General features: G+C 69.2%; 16 protein-coding genes and 1 pseudogene. 11 read left to right on the top strand and 6 right to left on the bottom strand.

What is annotated here, in order from left to right; all coding sequences use genetic code 11:
* Positions 1-63: 63 nt before the first annotated feature.
* Both PGN23_RS09740 and PGN23_RS09735 read right to left on the bottom strand, forming a co-directional pair.
* Positions 64-585: a carboxymuconolactone decarboxylase family protein gene (locus tag PGN23_RS09740; protein WP_335302681.1), complete on the bottom strand. Its 522-nt coding sequence runs from the start codon at positions 583-585 to the stop codon at positions 64-66.
* Positions 586-723: 138 nt separating this feature from the next.
* Positions 724-1,269, bottom strand: coding sequence for a peroxiredoxin (locus PGN23_RS09735; protein ID WP_335302680.1), 546 nt, complete (start codon positions 1,267-1,269; stop codon positions 724-726).
* Between the two features lie 142 nt (positions 1,270-1,411).
* Here PGN23_RS09735 and PGN23_RS09730 point away from each other — a divergent pair, with 142 nt between their 5' ends.
* Together PGN23_RS09730 and PGN23_RS09725 are read left to right on the top strand one after the other, a co-directional pair.
* Positions 1,412-2,314, top strand: a complete 903-nt coding sequence (locus tag PGN23_RS09730; protein ID WP_335302679.1) for a hydrogen peroxide-inducible genes activator — start codon at positions 1,412-1,414, stop codon at positions 2,312-2,314.
* Between the two features lie 95 nt (positions 2,315-2,409).
* On the top strand, positions 2,410-3,732 hold the full coding sequence (locus tag PGN23_RS09725) for a dicarboxylate/amino acid:cation symporter (RefSeq protein WP_335302678.1): 1,323 nt from the start codon (positions 2,410-2,412) through the stop codon (positions 3,730-3,732).
* A 625-nt stretch (positions 3,733-4,357) separates the two neighbouring features.
* Here PGN23_RS09725 and PGN23_RS09720 read toward each other — a convergent pair.
* On the bottom strand, positions 4,358-5,866 hold the full coding sequence (locus PGN23_RS09720; protein ID WP_335302677.1) for a YifB family Mg chelatase-like AAA ATPase: 1,509 nt from the start codon (positions 5,864-5,866) through the stop codon (positions 4,358-4,360).
* Positions 5,867-5,959: 93 nt separating this feature from the next.
* Between PGN23_RS09720 and PGN23_RS09715 the strand changes: the two genes are divergently transcribed.
* The 7 genes from PGN23_RS09715 to PGN23_RS09685 all read left to right on the top strand — a co-directional run bounded on the left by PGN23_RS09715 (position 5,960) and on the right by PGN23_RS09685 (position 10,452).
* Positions 5,960-6,235, top strand: a complete 276-nt coding sequence (locus PGN23_RS09715) for a hypothetical protein (RefSeq protein ID WP_335302676.1) — start codon at positions 5,960-5,962, stop codon at positions 6,233-6,235.
* Between the two features lie 87 nt (positions 6,236-6,322).
* Positions 6,323-6,457 carry a 50S ribosomal protein L34 gene (gene rpmH / locus PGN23_RS09710; RefSeq protein WP_017978410.1) on the top strand — a complete coding sequence of 45 codons (135 nt, stop codon included), beginning with the start codon at positions 6,323-6,325 and terminating at the stop codon, positions 6,455-6,457.
* 26 nt (positions 6,458-6,483) lie between these two features.
* Entirely contained in the window at positions 6,484-6,840 is a 357-nt protein-coding gene (gene rnpA / locus PGN23_RS09705) for a ribonuclease P protein component (protein ID WP_335302675.1), read from the top strand.
* On the top strand, positions 6,837-7,049 hold the full coding sequence (yidD, locus tag PGN23_RS09700) for a membrane protein insertion efficiency factor YidD (RefSeq protein ID WP_335302674.1): 213 nt from the start codon (positions 6,837-6,839) through the stop codon (positions 7,047-7,049). Before rnpA ends, yidD begins: the two co-directional genes overlap by 4 nt.
* A 19-nt stretch (positions 7,050-7,068) precedes the next feature.
* Positions 7,069-8,784: a membrane protein insertase YidC gene (yidC, locus tag PGN23_RS09695; RefSeq protein WP_335302673.1), complete on the top strand. Its 1,716-nt coding sequence runs from the start codon at positions 7,069-7,071 to the stop codon at positions 8,782-8,784.
* Entirely contained in the window at positions 8,781-9,446 is a 666-nt protein-coding gene (yihA, locus tag PGN23_RS09690; RefSeq protein WP_335302672.1) for a ribosome biogenesis GTP-binding protein YihA/YsxC, read from the top strand. The genes yidC and yihA overlap by 4 nt, the downstream gene beginning before the upstream one ends.
* A gap of 91 nt (positions 9,447-9,537) precedes the next feature.
* Positions 9,538-10,452, top strand: a complete 915-nt coding sequence (locus PGN23_RS09685; protein ID WP_335302671.1) for a hypothetical protein — start codon at positions 9,538-9,540, stop codon at positions 10,450-10,452.
* Positions 10,453-10,459: 7 nt separating this feature from the next.
* On the opposite strand, the gene PGN23_RS09680 is transcribed toward PGN23_RS09685, so the two are convergent.
* The gene (locus PGN23_RS09680; RefSeq protein ID WP_335302670.1) at positions 10,460-10,609 is read right to left on the bottom strand and encodes a hypothetical protein; all 150 of its coding nucleotides are present in this window, start codon (positions 10,607-10,609) and stop codon (positions 10,460-10,462) included.
* A 144-nt stretch (positions 10,610-10,753) separates the two neighbouring features.
* On the opposite strand from PGN23_RS09680, the gene PGN23_RS09675 reads away from it, so the two are divergent.
* A complete protein-coding gene (locus PGN23_RS09675; protein WP_335302669.1) occupies positions 10,754-11,431 on the top strand; it encodes a glutathione S-transferase family protein in 678 nt (225 codons plus the stop codon).
* Positions 11,432-11,447: 16 nt separating this feature from the next.
* On the opposite strand, the gene PGN23_RS09670 is transcribed toward PGN23_RS09675, so the two are convergent.
* Entirely contained in the window at positions 11,448-11,879 is a 432-nt protein-coding gene (locus PGN23_RS09670) for a cupin domain-containing protein (RefSeq protein ID WP_335302668.1), read from the bottom strand.
* Positions 11,880-11,893: 14 nt separating this feature from the next.
* Between PGN23_RS09670 and dapE the strand changes: the two are divergent.
* Positions 11,894-13,016: pseudogene (gene dapE / locus PGN23_RS09665) on the top strand (succinyl-diaminopimelate desuccinylase).
* On the opposite strand, the gene PGN23_RS09660 reads toward dapE, so the two are convergent.
* Complete coding sequence (locus PGN23_RS09660; protein WP_335302667.1) at positions 12,991-14,616, bottom strand: putative bifunctional diguanylate cyclase/phosphodiesterase; 1,626 nt, start codon at positions 14,614-14,616, stop codon at positions 12,991-12,993. The pseudogene dapE and the gene PGN23_RS09660 sit on opposite strands and share 26 nt — an antisense overlap.
* Positions 14,617-14,666: the final 50 nt, after the last annotated feature.

Genomic DNA, 14,666 nt, shown 5'->3' with positions numbered 1-14,666 from the left:
AGACCTGCGTTTCTGGATCCCCGCCTCCGCGGGGATGACGGCGAATATTGGTGGCGTTCGGAGTTACGCCACCGCGGCGTGGATCGTCGCCACCGCCTTCATCACCGACGCGACCCGGACCGACGCCTGGATCACCTCCGCGGTGACGCCGGCCTTCTTCAGCACCTGCTCGTGGCTGTCGATGCACATGCCGCAGCCGTTCATCGCACTGACCGCCAGGCTGAACAGCTCGAAATCGACCTTGTCGATGCCGGGCGCGCCGATCACGTTCATCCGCAGCTTCGCGGGCAGGTTGCGATATTCGGTGTTGGAGGCCAGGTGCGTGAAGCGGTAATAGACGTTGTTCATCGCCATCACCGCCGCCGCCGCGCGCGCCGCATTGGCCGCCTCGGGCGACAGCTTGCCCGCGACCTCCGCCTCGGTCGCCTCGACCAGCGGCTTGTGCCCGGTACCGTGCGCGCAGGCGAGCAGCAGCCCGTACTTGCGCTGATCGTTCAGCACCGCCTCGTTCAGCAGCGAGCCGACGTTGAGGCGGATGTCCTTGGCGAAATCGGGCAGAATGCCCGCGAATTCCTTGAGTGCCATCGTGTGTCTTTCAAAGACGTCATTGCGAGCGCAGCGAAGCAATCCAGAGCCCAGCGCGTGGCGCCCTGGATTGCTTCGCTACGCTCGCAATGACGGGGAAGGGTCGGAGCGGGAGGCGAAGCCCCCGCCCCGTCAGGATCAGGCCGCGACCTGGAGGACGTCGTCGCCCTTGTTCCAGTTGCACGGGCACAGCTCGTCGGTCTGCAGCGCGTCCAGCACGCGCAGCGTCTCCGCCGGGTTGCGACCGACGTTCAGGCCGTTGACCTGCACCGCCTGGATGATGTTGTCCGGGTCGACGATGAAGGTCGCGCGGAACGCGACATGCTCGTCCTTGTCGACGATGCCCAGCGCGTCGGCCAGCTTGCGGCCGTTGTCCGCCAGCCACGGGAAGTCCGCCGCCGCCAGGTCCGCGTCCGACTTGCGCCACGCCAGATGGACGTGCGCGGTGTCGGTCGAGGCGCCGATCAGCACCGCGTCGCGATCCTCGAAATCGCCCTTGATCTGGCTGTAGCCGACGATCTCCGTCGGGCAGACGAAGGTGAAGTCCTTCGGCCAATAGAACAGCACCTTCCACTTGCCCGGATAGGCGGTGGTCAGGTCCAGCGTCTCGCCGGCGGGCAGCGCGTCGGTGCCCTGCTGAACGGGAACGGTGATGGCGGGGAAGGTGTCGCCGATGGTCAGCATGTGATGGCTCCTCAAAACTCGGGGCTCAGCCATCCTCTCGCGTCCGGTCGCTCGGGCGACTCTCGTTGCGTAGGCGATATAGGGGGTTCGCCCGATCGATCCAATCGACTATGACGCATCCGTTGATCGAGCGGAGCGATGAATGGCGGCGACCTATCTTCCGACCTTGAAGCAGCTGCAATATCTCGTCGCGCTCAGGGAGCACGGCCATTTCGGCCGCGCGGCGGAGGCGTGCTTCGTCACGCAGTCGACGCTGTCCGCCGGCCTGCGCGAGCTGGAAACGCTGATCGGCGTCACGCTCGTCGAGCGCACCCGCCGCGTCGTCCGCTTCACCCCCCTGGGTGAGCGGATCGCGGGCAAGGCGCGGGTCGTCTTGCGCGAGGCGGAGGAGCTGGGCGACATGGCGCGCGCCGCGGGACGCCCGCTGTCGGGGGAGATGCGGATGAGCGTCATCCCCACCATCGCCCCCTTCCTGTTGCCGCGCATCCTGCCGCGGCTGCGCAAGGACTATCCCGACCTCAAGCTGTTCCTGCGCGAGGAACCCAGCGGCGCGGCCTGCGAAGCGCTGCACAACGGCCGCACCGACTGCGTGCTGCTGGCGCTCCCCTATGCCTGTGGCGAGGTGACCGCGATGAAGCTGTTCGAGGATCATCTGTTCCTCGCCTTCCCTCACGGAGAGATGCCCGCGACGCTCGCCCCCGTCAGCCCGGCGGAGATCGACGAGACCCGTCTGCTGCTGCTGGAGGACGGCCACTGCCTCAAGGACCATGCCCTCGCCGCCTGCAACCGCGCCGAACTTCGCGCGGAGGCGACCATGCTGGGCACCTCGCTCCATACGATGGTGCAGATGGTCGACAACGGCCTGGGCGTGACGATGCTGCCCAAGATCGCGCTCGACGCCGGCATCCTCGATCACACCAACGTCTCGGCACGCCCGCTCGACGCCGATCACCCCACGCGCACGCTGGCGCTGGTGTGGCGCCGCGCCTCCCCACGCGAGCGCGATTTCCAGCTGCTGGGCGACGTGCTGAAGGCGGCGGCGTGAGGGCGCGCCCTTCACCCGCGTCCTGAACCATACGAGCGCTTGACCCGGCGCGCGCGATCCCCTTTCCCTCACGCTCGACTTCGCGGGGAACATGAATGGCCAAGCGGCTGACCTATTACATCCTGGCCGGACTGGCGCTGGGGCTCGTCACCGGGCTGATCCTGAACGGCTGGCTGGACGACGGCACGCCCGCGGCCAAGGCGCTGACGACGCAGATCGCGGGTTATTTCTCGATCCTGACCACGTTGTTCCTTCGCCTCATCAAGATGATTATCGCCCCGCTCGTCTTCGCCACATTGGTGTCGGGGATCGCGCAGATGGGCGATACCGCCGCGCTCGGCCGGATCGGTGCGCGCAGCCTTGCCTGGTTCATCTCCGCCAGCCTGCTGTCGCTCAGCCTCGGTCTGGTGATGGTCAACCTGCTCCAGCCGGGCGTCGGCGTCGGGCTGGAGCTGCCCGCCGCGACGACGTCGAGCGGACTGGAGACGGCGGCGTTCAACCTCAAGGACTTCTTCACCCACATCGTCCCCGCCTCGATGGTGGATGCGATGGCGAAGAACGAGATCCTCCAGATCGTCGTGATGTCGGTCTTCGTCGGCGTCGCGATCACCGCCGTGGGCGAAAAGGCCGCGCCGCTGGTGAAGGCGATCGACGCGCTCGTCCACGTCATGCTTCAGGTCACCGATTACGTCATGCGCGTCGCGCCGGTCGCGGTCTTCGCCGCGGTCGCGGGCACGCTGACCGAGCGCGGCCCCGCGGTGATCGGGCAGCTCGCCTATTTCATGGGCAGCTTCTACCTGACGCTGCTGGTGCTGTGGATGGTGCTGCTGGGCGTCGGCTTCCTCTTCATCGGCCCGCGCATCCGCGACTTGGTCCGCTACGTGCGCGAGCCGCTGCTGGTCGCCTTCTCCACCGCCTCGTCCGAAGCCGCCTATCCGCGGATGTTGGAGGCGCTCGACCGCTTCGGCGTGCCGCCGCGCATCGCCAGCTTCGTGCTGCCGCTGGGCTATTCGTTCAACCTCGACGGGTCGATGATCTACATGACCTTCGCCTCGCTCTTCATCGCCCAGGCGTACGGCATCGATATGTCGCTGGGCCAGATGATTACGATGCTGCTGGTGCTGATGGTCACGTCGAAGGGGATCGCGGGCGTCCCGCGCGCCAGCCTGGTGGTGATCGCGGCGACGCTGCCGATGTTCAACCTGCCGGAGGCGGGGCTGCTGCTGGTGCTGGCGATCGACCACTTCCTCGACATGGGCCGTACCGCGACCAACGTGATCGGCAATGCGGTGGCAAGCGCGGTGATCGCAAAATGGGAAGGCGGTCTGGACCCGAAGGAGCCCGTGGTCGTGGAGGGACCGGCGGCACCCTCCGGCGACGGCCCGGCACGCGACGTCGACAGCTTCCGCAAGCTATAGGTTCACGCGAAGCCGCGAAGACGCAAAGAAGAAGGGGTTCGCGCGGAGGCGCGGAGACGCGGAGGTGTCGCGCCCGCGGCGACGTCCCGAGCCGCCCCCGGCGGCTCATCACCATCTCTGCGTCCTCCGCGCGAACCATTATATCTCGATCAGAGCACGCGGAACTCACGGGAGTGAAAGGGCGCTACGCGCCGACACCCACAACCCCTCCGCGTTTCCGCGCCTCCGCGCGAACCCCTTCTTCTTCGCGTCTTCGCGTCCTCGCGCGAAAATCAATTCTGCGCCCCCTACCGCCGATCGCTCAGCGCCCCCGCACGTGGAATGCGCCCGACCACTTCGGCCCCCGTTAGTTTCACAATCTTCCGGGGCAGGCGCCGCATAACGGCGGATACTGGTGGCTGGCGGAGATTCTCGACTGGCAGCGCGCAAGCGCTCAGGTCACCGCTCCATGCCCCGCCTCGAATCGAGACAGCGATCCTGTGCAACGAAGTCGCGAGCGGCCCAACCTGCTGCCATACCTACCAACAGAGCGGCAAGAACGCTGAGCAAAGTGCGCCGCTTCATTACACCAAGCTGTAGACGTTTGGTCGACCCGTCAACGTCCGTTAGTGGGCGTGACCGGCCGTCAATTCGTCGGAGGACGCCGCCGATAACTCAGCGCCTCCGCAACATGGATACGCGTCACCTGCTCCGCCCCCGCCAGATCGGCGATCGTCCGCGCCACGCGCAGGATCCGCGTGTACCCCCGCGCCGACAGCTTCATCGCCACCGCCGCCTGCGCCAGCAGCGCCCGCCCCGCCTCGTCCGGCTGCGCGAACCGCTCCAGCGTCTCGCCGTCGAGCTCAGCGTTCACCCGCAGCGCCGTCCCCGTTAGCCGCGCCGCCTGCACCTCGCGGGCCGCCGCGACCCGCGCCGCGACCTCCGCCGATCCTTCCGCCGGCGCGGGCAGCGTCAGGTCGACCGCGCTCACCGCCGCCACCTCGACGTGCAGGTCGATGCGGTCGAGCAGCGGCCCCGACACCTTCGCCTGATAATCCGCCGCGCACTTCGGCGCCCGCGCGCACGCCAGCGAGGCGTCGCCCAGATGCCCGCACCGGCACGGGTTCATCGCCGCGACCAGCTGGACCCGCGCCGGATAGGTCACGTGCGCATTCGCGCGCGCCACGCTGACCGTCCCAGACTCCAGCGGCTGACGCAGCGAATCGAGTACCGCGCGCTGGAACTCGGGCAATTCGTCGAGGAACAGCACGCCCAGATGCGCCAGCGACACCTCGCCCGGCTTCACCTTCGGCCCCCCGCCGGTCAGCGCCGCCATGCTCGCCGAGTGATGCGGCGCCCTGAACGGCCGAGTCCGCGTCAACGTCCCGCCCGGCAGCGCGCCCGCAACCGATTGCACCATCGACACTTCCAGCGCCTCGGCGGGGTCGAGCGGGGGCAGGATGCCCGGCAGGCACGCCGCCATCAGCGACTTTCCCGCCCCCGGCGGCCCCACGAACAGCAGATTGTGCGATCCCGCCGCCGCGATCTCCAGCGCGCGCTTGGCGACCTCCTGCCCCTTCACCTGGCGCAGGTCGGGGCCGGTGCGCCCCTCCACCACGTCGCCGGGCTGAGGTGCTGCGAGCAGCCCCTGCCCTTTCAGGTGGTTGAGCAACCCCAGCAGATCGGGCGCGGCAACCACCTCGATCGATCCGCTCCACGCCGCCTCCGCCCCCTGCGCCGCCGGGCAGATCAGCCCGCGCCCCGTCTCCGCCGCATGCAGCGCCGCGAGCAAGACGCCCGGCGACGGCGCCAGCCGCCCGTCCAGCCCCAGCTCGCCGACGACGACATAGTCCGCCAGCGCCTCGGCATCGACGATTCCCATCGCCGCCAGCAGCCCCAGCGCGATGGCCAAGTCGAAATGCGACCCCTCCTTGGGCAGATCGGCGGGCGACAGGTTCACCGCGATGCGCTTGGGCGGCAGCGCCAGCCCCATGTCGGCGATCGCACCGCGCACGCGCTCGCGGCTTTCCGCCACCGCCTTGTCCGCCAGCCCGACCAGATTGAACGCAGGGAGGCCGGGGATCAGCTGCACCTGCACCTCCACAGCGCGTGCCTCCAGCCCCAGATAGGCTACCGTCGATACGATCGCGACCATATTCCCCCCGTCCCCGCGATCCTCCATAGCGGCTTCTTCAAACCCCGCACCGCGTGTCTTGCACCTGCAACACACCGCGCTCACATGGATGACATGCCGCGCCGACACCCCCTGATGCGAATGGCGCAGCTGTGCGCGGGCGTGCTGCTGATGCTCGCCGCCCCGGTTGTCGCCCCGCTTCCGGGACCGGCGGGTACGCTGGTCTTCGCCGCCGGGCTGGTGCTGGTACTGCGCAACTCGCGCCGGGCGCGCGTCCGCTTCGCGCGGTGGAAACGTCGCTGGCCGCGCGTCGGGCATCTCGTCGACGTCGCGATGCGTCGCCGCAGCACCCTGCGCCGTCGCGCCCGTGCGAAGGGCGTTGCGCGTTGACTCCTGGCCCCTTCTTGCCTAAGCGGCCCCTTCTTCGGGCTGCCCGCGTGGCGGCCCTTCGGCATTTTGAATATCGGGACATGAACGATGAAGCGGACCTTTCAGCCGAGCAATCTGGTGCGCGCCCGCCGTCACGGCTTCCGCTCGCGGATGGCGACGGTCGGCGGCCGTGCGGTGATCCGGGCGCGTCGCGCGCGCGGCCGCAAGAAGCTGTCGGCGTAATCGCTGCTCCGGCCGTGATCGGCCGGATGACGAAGCGATCGGATTATCTGGCGGCGAATGCCGGGCGTCGGGCTCCGATGCCCGGCTTCGTGCTTCTGGTGCGTCCGCGCGACGATGCGGACGACGCGATGCGCATCGGGATCACCGTGACCAAGAAGGTCGGCAATGCGGTGGTGCGCAACCGCATCAAACGCCGCTTTCGCGCGCTGGCGCGCGAGGTCCTGCCCGTGCACGGCTGGCGCGGCGCGGACCATGTGCTGATCGGGCGGCTGCCCGCGACGGATCGCGACTGGTCGCTGCTCACCGCCGACCTGGCGAAGGCGCTGGCGAAGGCACGCACGGCGCCCGCCGATGCGCCGCGCCGGCCGCGACGCCGCGCATGATCGCGCGCGCCCTGATCCTGGTGGCGCGCGCGTGGCAGCTGGGGCCGTCGCTGGTGCTGCCGCCGTCATGCCGCTACCAGCCGTCATGTTCCGCCTATGCAATCGAGGCGCTTCGCCGCTATGGCGCGGCCAAGGGTGGCTGGCTGGCGCTGCGGCGTATCGCGCGCTGCCATCCATGGGGCGGGCACGGCCACGATCCGGTGCCATGAAGACGGAATTGGGGTCCAAGTGAAGGACGAAAGCAAGAACTTCGTGCTGTTCGCGGTCATCGCGGCGCTGATCCTGTTCGGATGGCCGCTGATCCAGAACCGCTTCTTCCCGACCGCCAATCCGCCCGCGACGAAGGTGGTGGACGGCAAGTCGCGCCCGCTGCCCAATCCCGCCGCGGACCCCACCGCCGATTCGCCCGCCGCGCTGCGCGACCGCGCCACCGTGCTCGCCTCCTCCCCGCGCGTCCGCATCGAGACGCCCGCGCTGAAGGGCTCGATCAACCTGAAGGGCGCGCGGATCGATGACCTGGTCCTCACCCGCTACAAGGAGACAGTGGCGAAGGACTCGCCGCCGATCCGCCTGTTCTCTCCCGCGGGTGCGCCCGATGCGTATTTCGCCGCGTTCGGCTGGCGCGATCAGGGGCTCCAGCCCCCCGCCGCCGACGCCGTCTGGACCGCCTCCGCGCCGGTCCTGACCCCGACGCAGCCGGTAACGCTCACCGCCGCCAATGCGCAGGGGCAGCGTTTCGCGATCCGGATCGCGATCGACAACGACTATCTGTTCACCGTGCAGCAGACCGTCGCCAATGCCGGTCGCGGCGCGGTGCCGGTGTCGGCCTATGGCCTCGTCAACCGTATCGGCGTGTCGAAGGACCCCGACAGCTGGACGATCCACACCGGCCCGATGTCGGTCAACAACGGCGCGGCGCATTACAGCCCGAATTTCAAGGACCTGGACGAGGGGCCGCAGGGCTTCACCACGACCGGCGGCTGGCTGGGCTTCACCGACAAATACTGGCTCGCCGCGCTGGTCCCCGACCAGACCCGCGCGTTCGACGGCCAGTTCCGCGCCGGCGCCGGCGCCGGTACGAACAGGGCCTATCAGGCCGATTTCACCAGCGCCGCGCAATTGCTGCCCCCCGGCCGCCAGCTGACGCAGACCGCCAAGCTGTTCGCGGGCGCCAAGGAAGTGAAGCTGCTCGACCGCTATACCGATACCGGCGCGGTGGTGAAGCTGGACTATGCGATCGACTGGGGCTGGTTCCGCCTCGTCGAAAAGCCGATCTTCTACTATCTCGACTGGCTGTTCCGCCTGATCGGCAATTTCGGCGTCGCGATCATCATCCTGACGCTGACGATCCGCCTGCTCGTCTTCCCCGTCGCGCAGCGCCAGTTCGCCAGCATGGCCGCGATGCGCGCACTCCAGCCCAAGATGAAGGCGATTCAGGAGCGCTACAAGGACGACAAGCAGCGCCAGCAGCAGGAGATCATGGCGCTGTACAAGGCGGAGAAGGTCAACCCGCTGGCGGGCTGCCTGCCGACGCTGATCCAGATCCCGATCTTCTACGCGCTCTACAAGGCGCTGATGCTGACGATCGAAATGCGCCATCAGCCGTTCGCGCTGTGGATCAAGGACCTGTCCGCGCCCGATCCCGCGACGATCCTGAACCTGTTCGGCTATCTGCCCTTCACCGTGCCGCACATCCTGGCGATCGGCGTGTTCCCCGTGCTGCTGGGCATTTCGATGTTCTTCCAGTTCCGGCTCAATCCGGCCCCGATGGACGACACGCAGAAGCAGGTGTTCGCGATCCTGCCGTGGGTGCTGATGTTCGTGATGGCGCCGTTCGCGGTCGGCCTGCAGATCTACTGGATCACCACCAACTGCATCTCGATCGCGCAGCAGAAGTTCCTCTACAGCCGCCATCCGCAGCTGAAGGAAGCGGCCGCCAAGTGACCGACGCCGAACCCGTCTTCACCGACGACCAGATCGAGGCGGCGCGCAAGGTGTTCGCCGGGCGTATCGACTTCCTGAAGTCGGCGCCCGCGCTGAACTTCCTGCCGCCCGCACAGGCACCGGAGATCGCCTTCGCCGGCCGCTCCAACGTCGGAAAGTCGTCGCTGCTGAACGCGCTGGCAGGGCGCAAGGCGCTGGCGCGTACCTCGGTCACGCCGGGGCGCACGCAGGAATTGAACTTCTTCGACGTCGGGGGCAACGAACAGGGCGGCCCCATCGTCTTCCGCCTCGTCGACATGCCCGGCTACGGCTTCGCCAAGGCCCCCAAGGACATGGTCAAGAAGTGGCGCTTCCTGGTGAACGACTATCTGCGCGGGCGGCAGGTGCTGAAGCGCGCACTGGTGCTGATCGACAGCCGCCACGGCATCAAGGACGTCGACCGCGAGGTGCTGGAGATGCTCGACCGCGCCGCGGTCGGTTATCGCCTGGTCATGACCAAAGCGGACAAGGTGAAGGCGAGCGACCTGGCCGACACCGTTGCCGCGACCCAGGCGGAGGCGCGCAAGCGCGCCGCGGCGCACCCAGACCTGATCGTCACCTCCTCGGAAACGGGGATGGGCATCCCGGAGCTGCGCGCCGCGGTGATCGAGGCGATCGGCTAGGCGCAGAGACTTTCGCGCCGGCATCGTGCGGCGTATCCTGACGAAAAGCCCGAACGAGTCGCACCGTGTCACCCTTCGCCGGAGACGTACGATGCCTGTCGCCAAGCTCGCCGCCACGTTCGCGCTCATTATGCTCCCGTTCCAGTCCGTCGCCGCGCAGACGTGCCGCGTTGCGCCCGCCTTCACCCGTGCCGACGAAGGCGGAACGCGGCGGGTGCAGGTCTATGAGGCAGTTCCGGACGCGGGCGGTGCGCGCGCGCTGATCTTTGTCAGCACGCTGAAGGTGAATACCGACGGTACGCGCATCTCCTACCACGCCGACGATCCCACCGCACAGCGCCTCGCGATCAACAACATCGCCAACGCGATGCGCAACGGAGTACCGGACAAGGTGGCGACGTTCCGCCGGCTGGCCGCCGCGGGATTTCCTCTCCCCGCGACATGGCAGGCACTGCTGCCCGGCGTGATCGAGAAGGATCGTCGTACCGGCAAGCCATGCCTCGACGCCGACCGCTATCTGGTGTCGAAGACCTCGGAGGTCGCGGTAGACGGCGGCCATGCGCGCGACGGGGATTGCGCGCAGGCGAAGTGGCTCGATGCACTGGATGTCAACGCGCTGGTCCTGCCGTCCGGCCGGACCGAGTTCGCAGCACGCGGCGCCGACAACCGCACGCCGGTGGTGGCGATGACGCTGCAATCGCGGCGCATAGCCTATGGCCTGGTCGGCGACAAGGGGCCGACGAACGAACTGGGCGAGGCATCGGTCGCGATGAACCGGACGCTGAACGGCCTGCCGGACAGCGAGCGCCCGGCGAACTATCGCGATGCGGTCGCTCGCTTCCAGGCACCGCGCAGCATCATCCTGCTGCTGCCCGGTACTGCCAACCGCATCGCGCGCCCGTTGAGCGGTGCCAGCGTCACAGCCGCTACCCGCGCCCAGTTCGAACGCTGGGGCGGGCAGGCACGGCTGGACCGCTGCATGTCAGCGATCCCGGAGGCGCGCTGACGCGCCGTCAGCGCAGCGCGTGCGCCTCGCGTGCGGCGGCGATGCGCAGCCGCAGCGCTTCCGAGCGGCTCGCGCCGGCAAGCGGACGTTCGAAGACGAAGGTCGGTGCGCGGACGTAGACGGGCGTGGAGGACGACAGGTCGGCGGTGCAGGTCATGGACGCTCCCCGAAACAGGATCGTCGCACCCCGATGGTGCGATCCTGCCGGTGTAGCGCACGCTCCTTTGCCGCGGGGTGGAGGAACCCGGTTAAACGCGCGGTCACACGTTGCCCTGCGCCCCGATGACGCTACACCGGGCGCATGAAACTCATCATCGGCAACAAGGCCTATTCCTCATGGTCGCTCCGTGGCTGGCTCGCCTGCCGCCAGTCGGGGCTGCTGTTCGAGGAGGTGGTGGTGCCGCTCTACGACGAGGAATGGGACAAGCGGCGCGAGGGCGCGGAGTTCGCCCCGTCCTCCGGCAAGGTCCCGATCCTGTGGGATGGCGATGCGGTGGTGTGGGACAGTCTGGCGATCGTCGACTATCTCGCCGACAAGGTCGGGCGCGAGCGCTTCTGGCCGGCCGATGACGCTGCGCGCGCGATGGCGCGGTCGATGGCGGCGGAGATGCACTCCAGCTTCGTCGCGCTGCGCCGCAGGCACAGCATGAATATCCGCCAGGTCTATGCCCCCGTGGCGCCCGACGACGACGTGCTGGCCGATCTGTCGCGCATTTTCGAGCTGTGGGCGCAGGCGCGCGCCCGGTTCGGCGGCGGCGCCGATGGGGCGGGCGACTTCCTGTTCGGCGAGTTCGGCGCGGCCGACATCATGTTCGCGCCGGTCTGCACCCGGATCGTCACCTACTCGCTTCCCACGCCCCGCTTCGCCGCCGCCTATATCGCCGCGGTCCTGCGCCATCCGTTCATGCAGGACTGGATCGCCGCGGCGCAGGCGGAGGATTGGGTGATCGAGAAGTTCGAACAGCCCGCCGGACAGTGATCGGACGGTGGATCGGTCACTCCGCGGCATAACCCTCTTCGGGGTGCCAGCGCATCGCGATATCGGGATAATGGACCGTCGAGCGCTCGGGCAGGCTGACCGCGAACAGCACGCAGGGCCGATCGCTCTCGTTGCGCAAATGGTGCGCGTTCGCCTCCCCCTTGCGGAAGACCGCCACGTCGCCGCTGCGCATCGGATGCGCGCCGTCGTCGTCGACCAGCACCGCCTCGCCCGCGACGACCAGCACGATCTCGTCCTCGCCCTCATGCCAATGCCGCTGCGACGACCAGCCGCCGGGCGGCACCACCACATGCGTCGCGACGAAGTCCGTCAGCCCGCCCGCCGCCGACAGGTCGCGCACCACGCGGTTCGACGCCGCCTCCACGAACGGCGCGGGATAGTCGCTGCCGACGGCGCGCTCGACACGCTCCACATCAATCCTGGGCATGAGGCCTCCCTTCCATGACCGACGTCCTGCCGCTCGCCTGCGACCTGATCGCGGCGGAAAGTGTCACCCCCCGCGCGCGGCCGCGTGTTCGACGTACTGGAGGCGGCGCTGGTTCCCCTCGGCTTCGCGGTGGAGCGATTCGTCGCCGGCGGGGCGCCCGATGGCCCGGTCGAGAATCTGCTCGCCACCCGCGGCGGGACGGGCACGCATCTCGCCTTCGCCGGCCATGTCGACGTCGTGCCCGCAGGCGAGGGCTGGACCGCGGGCGCGTTCGTCCCCGATGTGCGCGGCGACCTGCTCCACGGACGCGGCGCGGTCGACATGAAGGGCGCGATCGCGGCCTTCGTCGCGGCGGTGGCGCAGGCGGGCGATACCGGCCCCCTCACCCTCATCATCACCGGGGACGAGGAAGGCCCCGCGACCTTCGGCACCGTGTCGCTGATCGAGCGGATGCGCGCGCGCGGCATCGCGCCCGACCTGTGCCTCGTCGGGGAGCCCACATCGGTCCACGCGCTCGGCGACATGGTGAAGATCGGGCGGCGCGGCTCGGTCAACATCTGGATCGACGTGCCCGGCCGGCAGGGTCACGTCGCCTACCCCCACCTGGCGGACAATCCGATCCCGCGGCTGGTGGCGGCGCTTGCCGCACTCGACGCGCTGGTGCTGGACCAGGGTAGCGACTGGTTCCAGCCGTCGAACCTGGAGATCACCGACATCACCGTCGGCAACGCGGCCACCAACGTGATCCCCGCGCACGCCTCCGCACGGATCAGCATCCGCTTCAACGACCTGCACCGGGGCGACGAACTGGCGGCGCGCATCACCGACATCGTCCGCGAGCATGCCCCCGACGCGATCGTCACCCCGCGCATTTCGGGCGAGGCGTTCCTGACCGAGCCCGGGGCGCTCTCGGCGCTGGTCTCCGCCGCGATCCAGGAAGTGACCGGCCGCGTCCCGGACCTGTCGACCACCGGCGGTACGTCCGATGCGCGCTTCCTGCGTGCCGTGTGCCCGGTGGTGGAATTCGGCCTGCTCAACGCCACGATGCACAAGACCGACGAGGCGGTCGCCATCGCCGATCTGGCGCAGCTGACCGCGATCTATGCCGCGGTCATCCGGCGCGTGCGAAACGTGTAGCGCCGGCGATCCACGCCTCCAGCGCGCCTTCGTCCATTGGGTGAGCGACCGCATAGCCCTGCACCGCGTCGCAACCGATCACGCGCAGCACGTCGATCTGCGCCGCCGTCTCGACGCCCTCGGCCACCGCCTCGCAGCCGAGGCCGTGCACCAGCCCGACCAGCGCCTGCAGGATGGTGCGCGCATCGGCGTCGCTCGCCACGTCGCGCACCAGCGCGCGGTCCAGCTTGATCCGGTCCATCGGCAGCGCGCGCAGCCGCTGGACGTTCGAATCGCCGGCGCCGAAATCGTCCACCGTCACGCTCGCCCCGGCGCTCCGCAGCGCCTCCAGCATGTCGAGCGCCGCGGGCGGGCATTGCATCGCCACCCCCTCCGCCAGCTCCAGCTCCAGCCGGTCGAGCGGCACCTGCGCGCGTGAGAACGCCTCGCTCAGCCGGTCGAAGAACGTCACGTCCTCCACCTGCTGCTGCGCGACGTTCAGCGCGACGCGCCCCGGCCGCCCCAGCCGGTGCCAGCGCGCCGCCGCGGCCGCGACGCTCGACGCCACCCAGTCGCCGATCGCCGCCATCTGCCCGGTCTGTTCGGCCCGCGCCAGGAACGCCGCCGCCGGGCGCAATCCCAGCGTCGGGTGCCGCCACCGCAACAGCGCCTCGCTGGTGACGAGCGCGCCGTCGCGCAGCGACACCTGCGGCTGGAACACCAGCGCGAATTCGTCGCGCCGCACCGCGCCGCGGAGATCCTGGTCCAGCCGGTCGCGATCGGTCAACTCCGCCGCCAGTCCCGCGTCGAAGCTGGATACGCGCGCGCGCCCCGCCGCCTTCGACCGATACATCGCCGCGTCCGCCGCGCCCATCAGTTCGTGCAGCGTCAGCCCGTGCTGCGGCCGCTGCGCCACACCGACCGAGGCGCCGATCGAGATCATCGCATCGTCGATCGTGAACGGTGCCCCCAGCGTCGCGACGATACTGTCGCCGATCGACCGGATATGGTCGGGCGCATCGATCCCGGGGCACAGCAGGGTGAATTCGTCCCCCGCCAGCCGCCCTACGAGCGCACCATCGCCGCACGCGGTGCTCGCCACCACGCGCAGCCGCTCCGCCACCTTCGCCAGCAATTTGTCGCCGCAGGCGTGCCCGCGGGTGTCGTTGATGACCTTGAAACGGTCGAGGTCGATGAAGAAGAGCGCTGCGGTCACCTCTTCCGGCGCATCGTCCAGCAGCGTCTCCGCCTCGTTGCGGAAGAATGCGCGGCTGGCGAGCCCCGTCACCGGGTCGCGCGCGGCGCGCCCGGTCACTTCCTCCATGTCGCGGCACAGTCCGTCGAACAGCGTTTCCATCGCAAAGGCGAGCCGCGGCAGCGCGTCGTGCGTCGACGCCGGCGCCTCGCTGGCCAGGTCGCCCCCCGTGGCCGCGTCCAGCCGCGACGCCGCGGCCTGCGTACCCGACATCACGCGCCCCAGCCGGCGCTGCGTGATCGCCCAGCCGCCCAGCGCCAGCATCGTGACGATCGCCAGCGCCACGAACGCGATATGGTGCCCGCCGCCGGCGGCGCACGACAGCATCGCCGCCCCCAGCCCCACGACGGCGACACCCCATAGCACACGGCCCCCCGCCGTGCGTTTCGCTGACGCATCGCTCTGCATTATGCTGC

Origin of the sequence: Sphingomonas adhaesiva (assembly GCF_036946125.1) — a bacterium.
GTDB classification, from domain to species: domain Bacteria; phylum Pseudomonadota; class Alphaproteobacteria; order Sphingomonadales; family Sphingomonadaceae; genus Sphingomonas; species Sphingomonas adhaesiva_A.
Note: the sequence above shows the minus strand (reverse complement) of the source record. Positions and strands in the feature narration are given on the sequence as shown.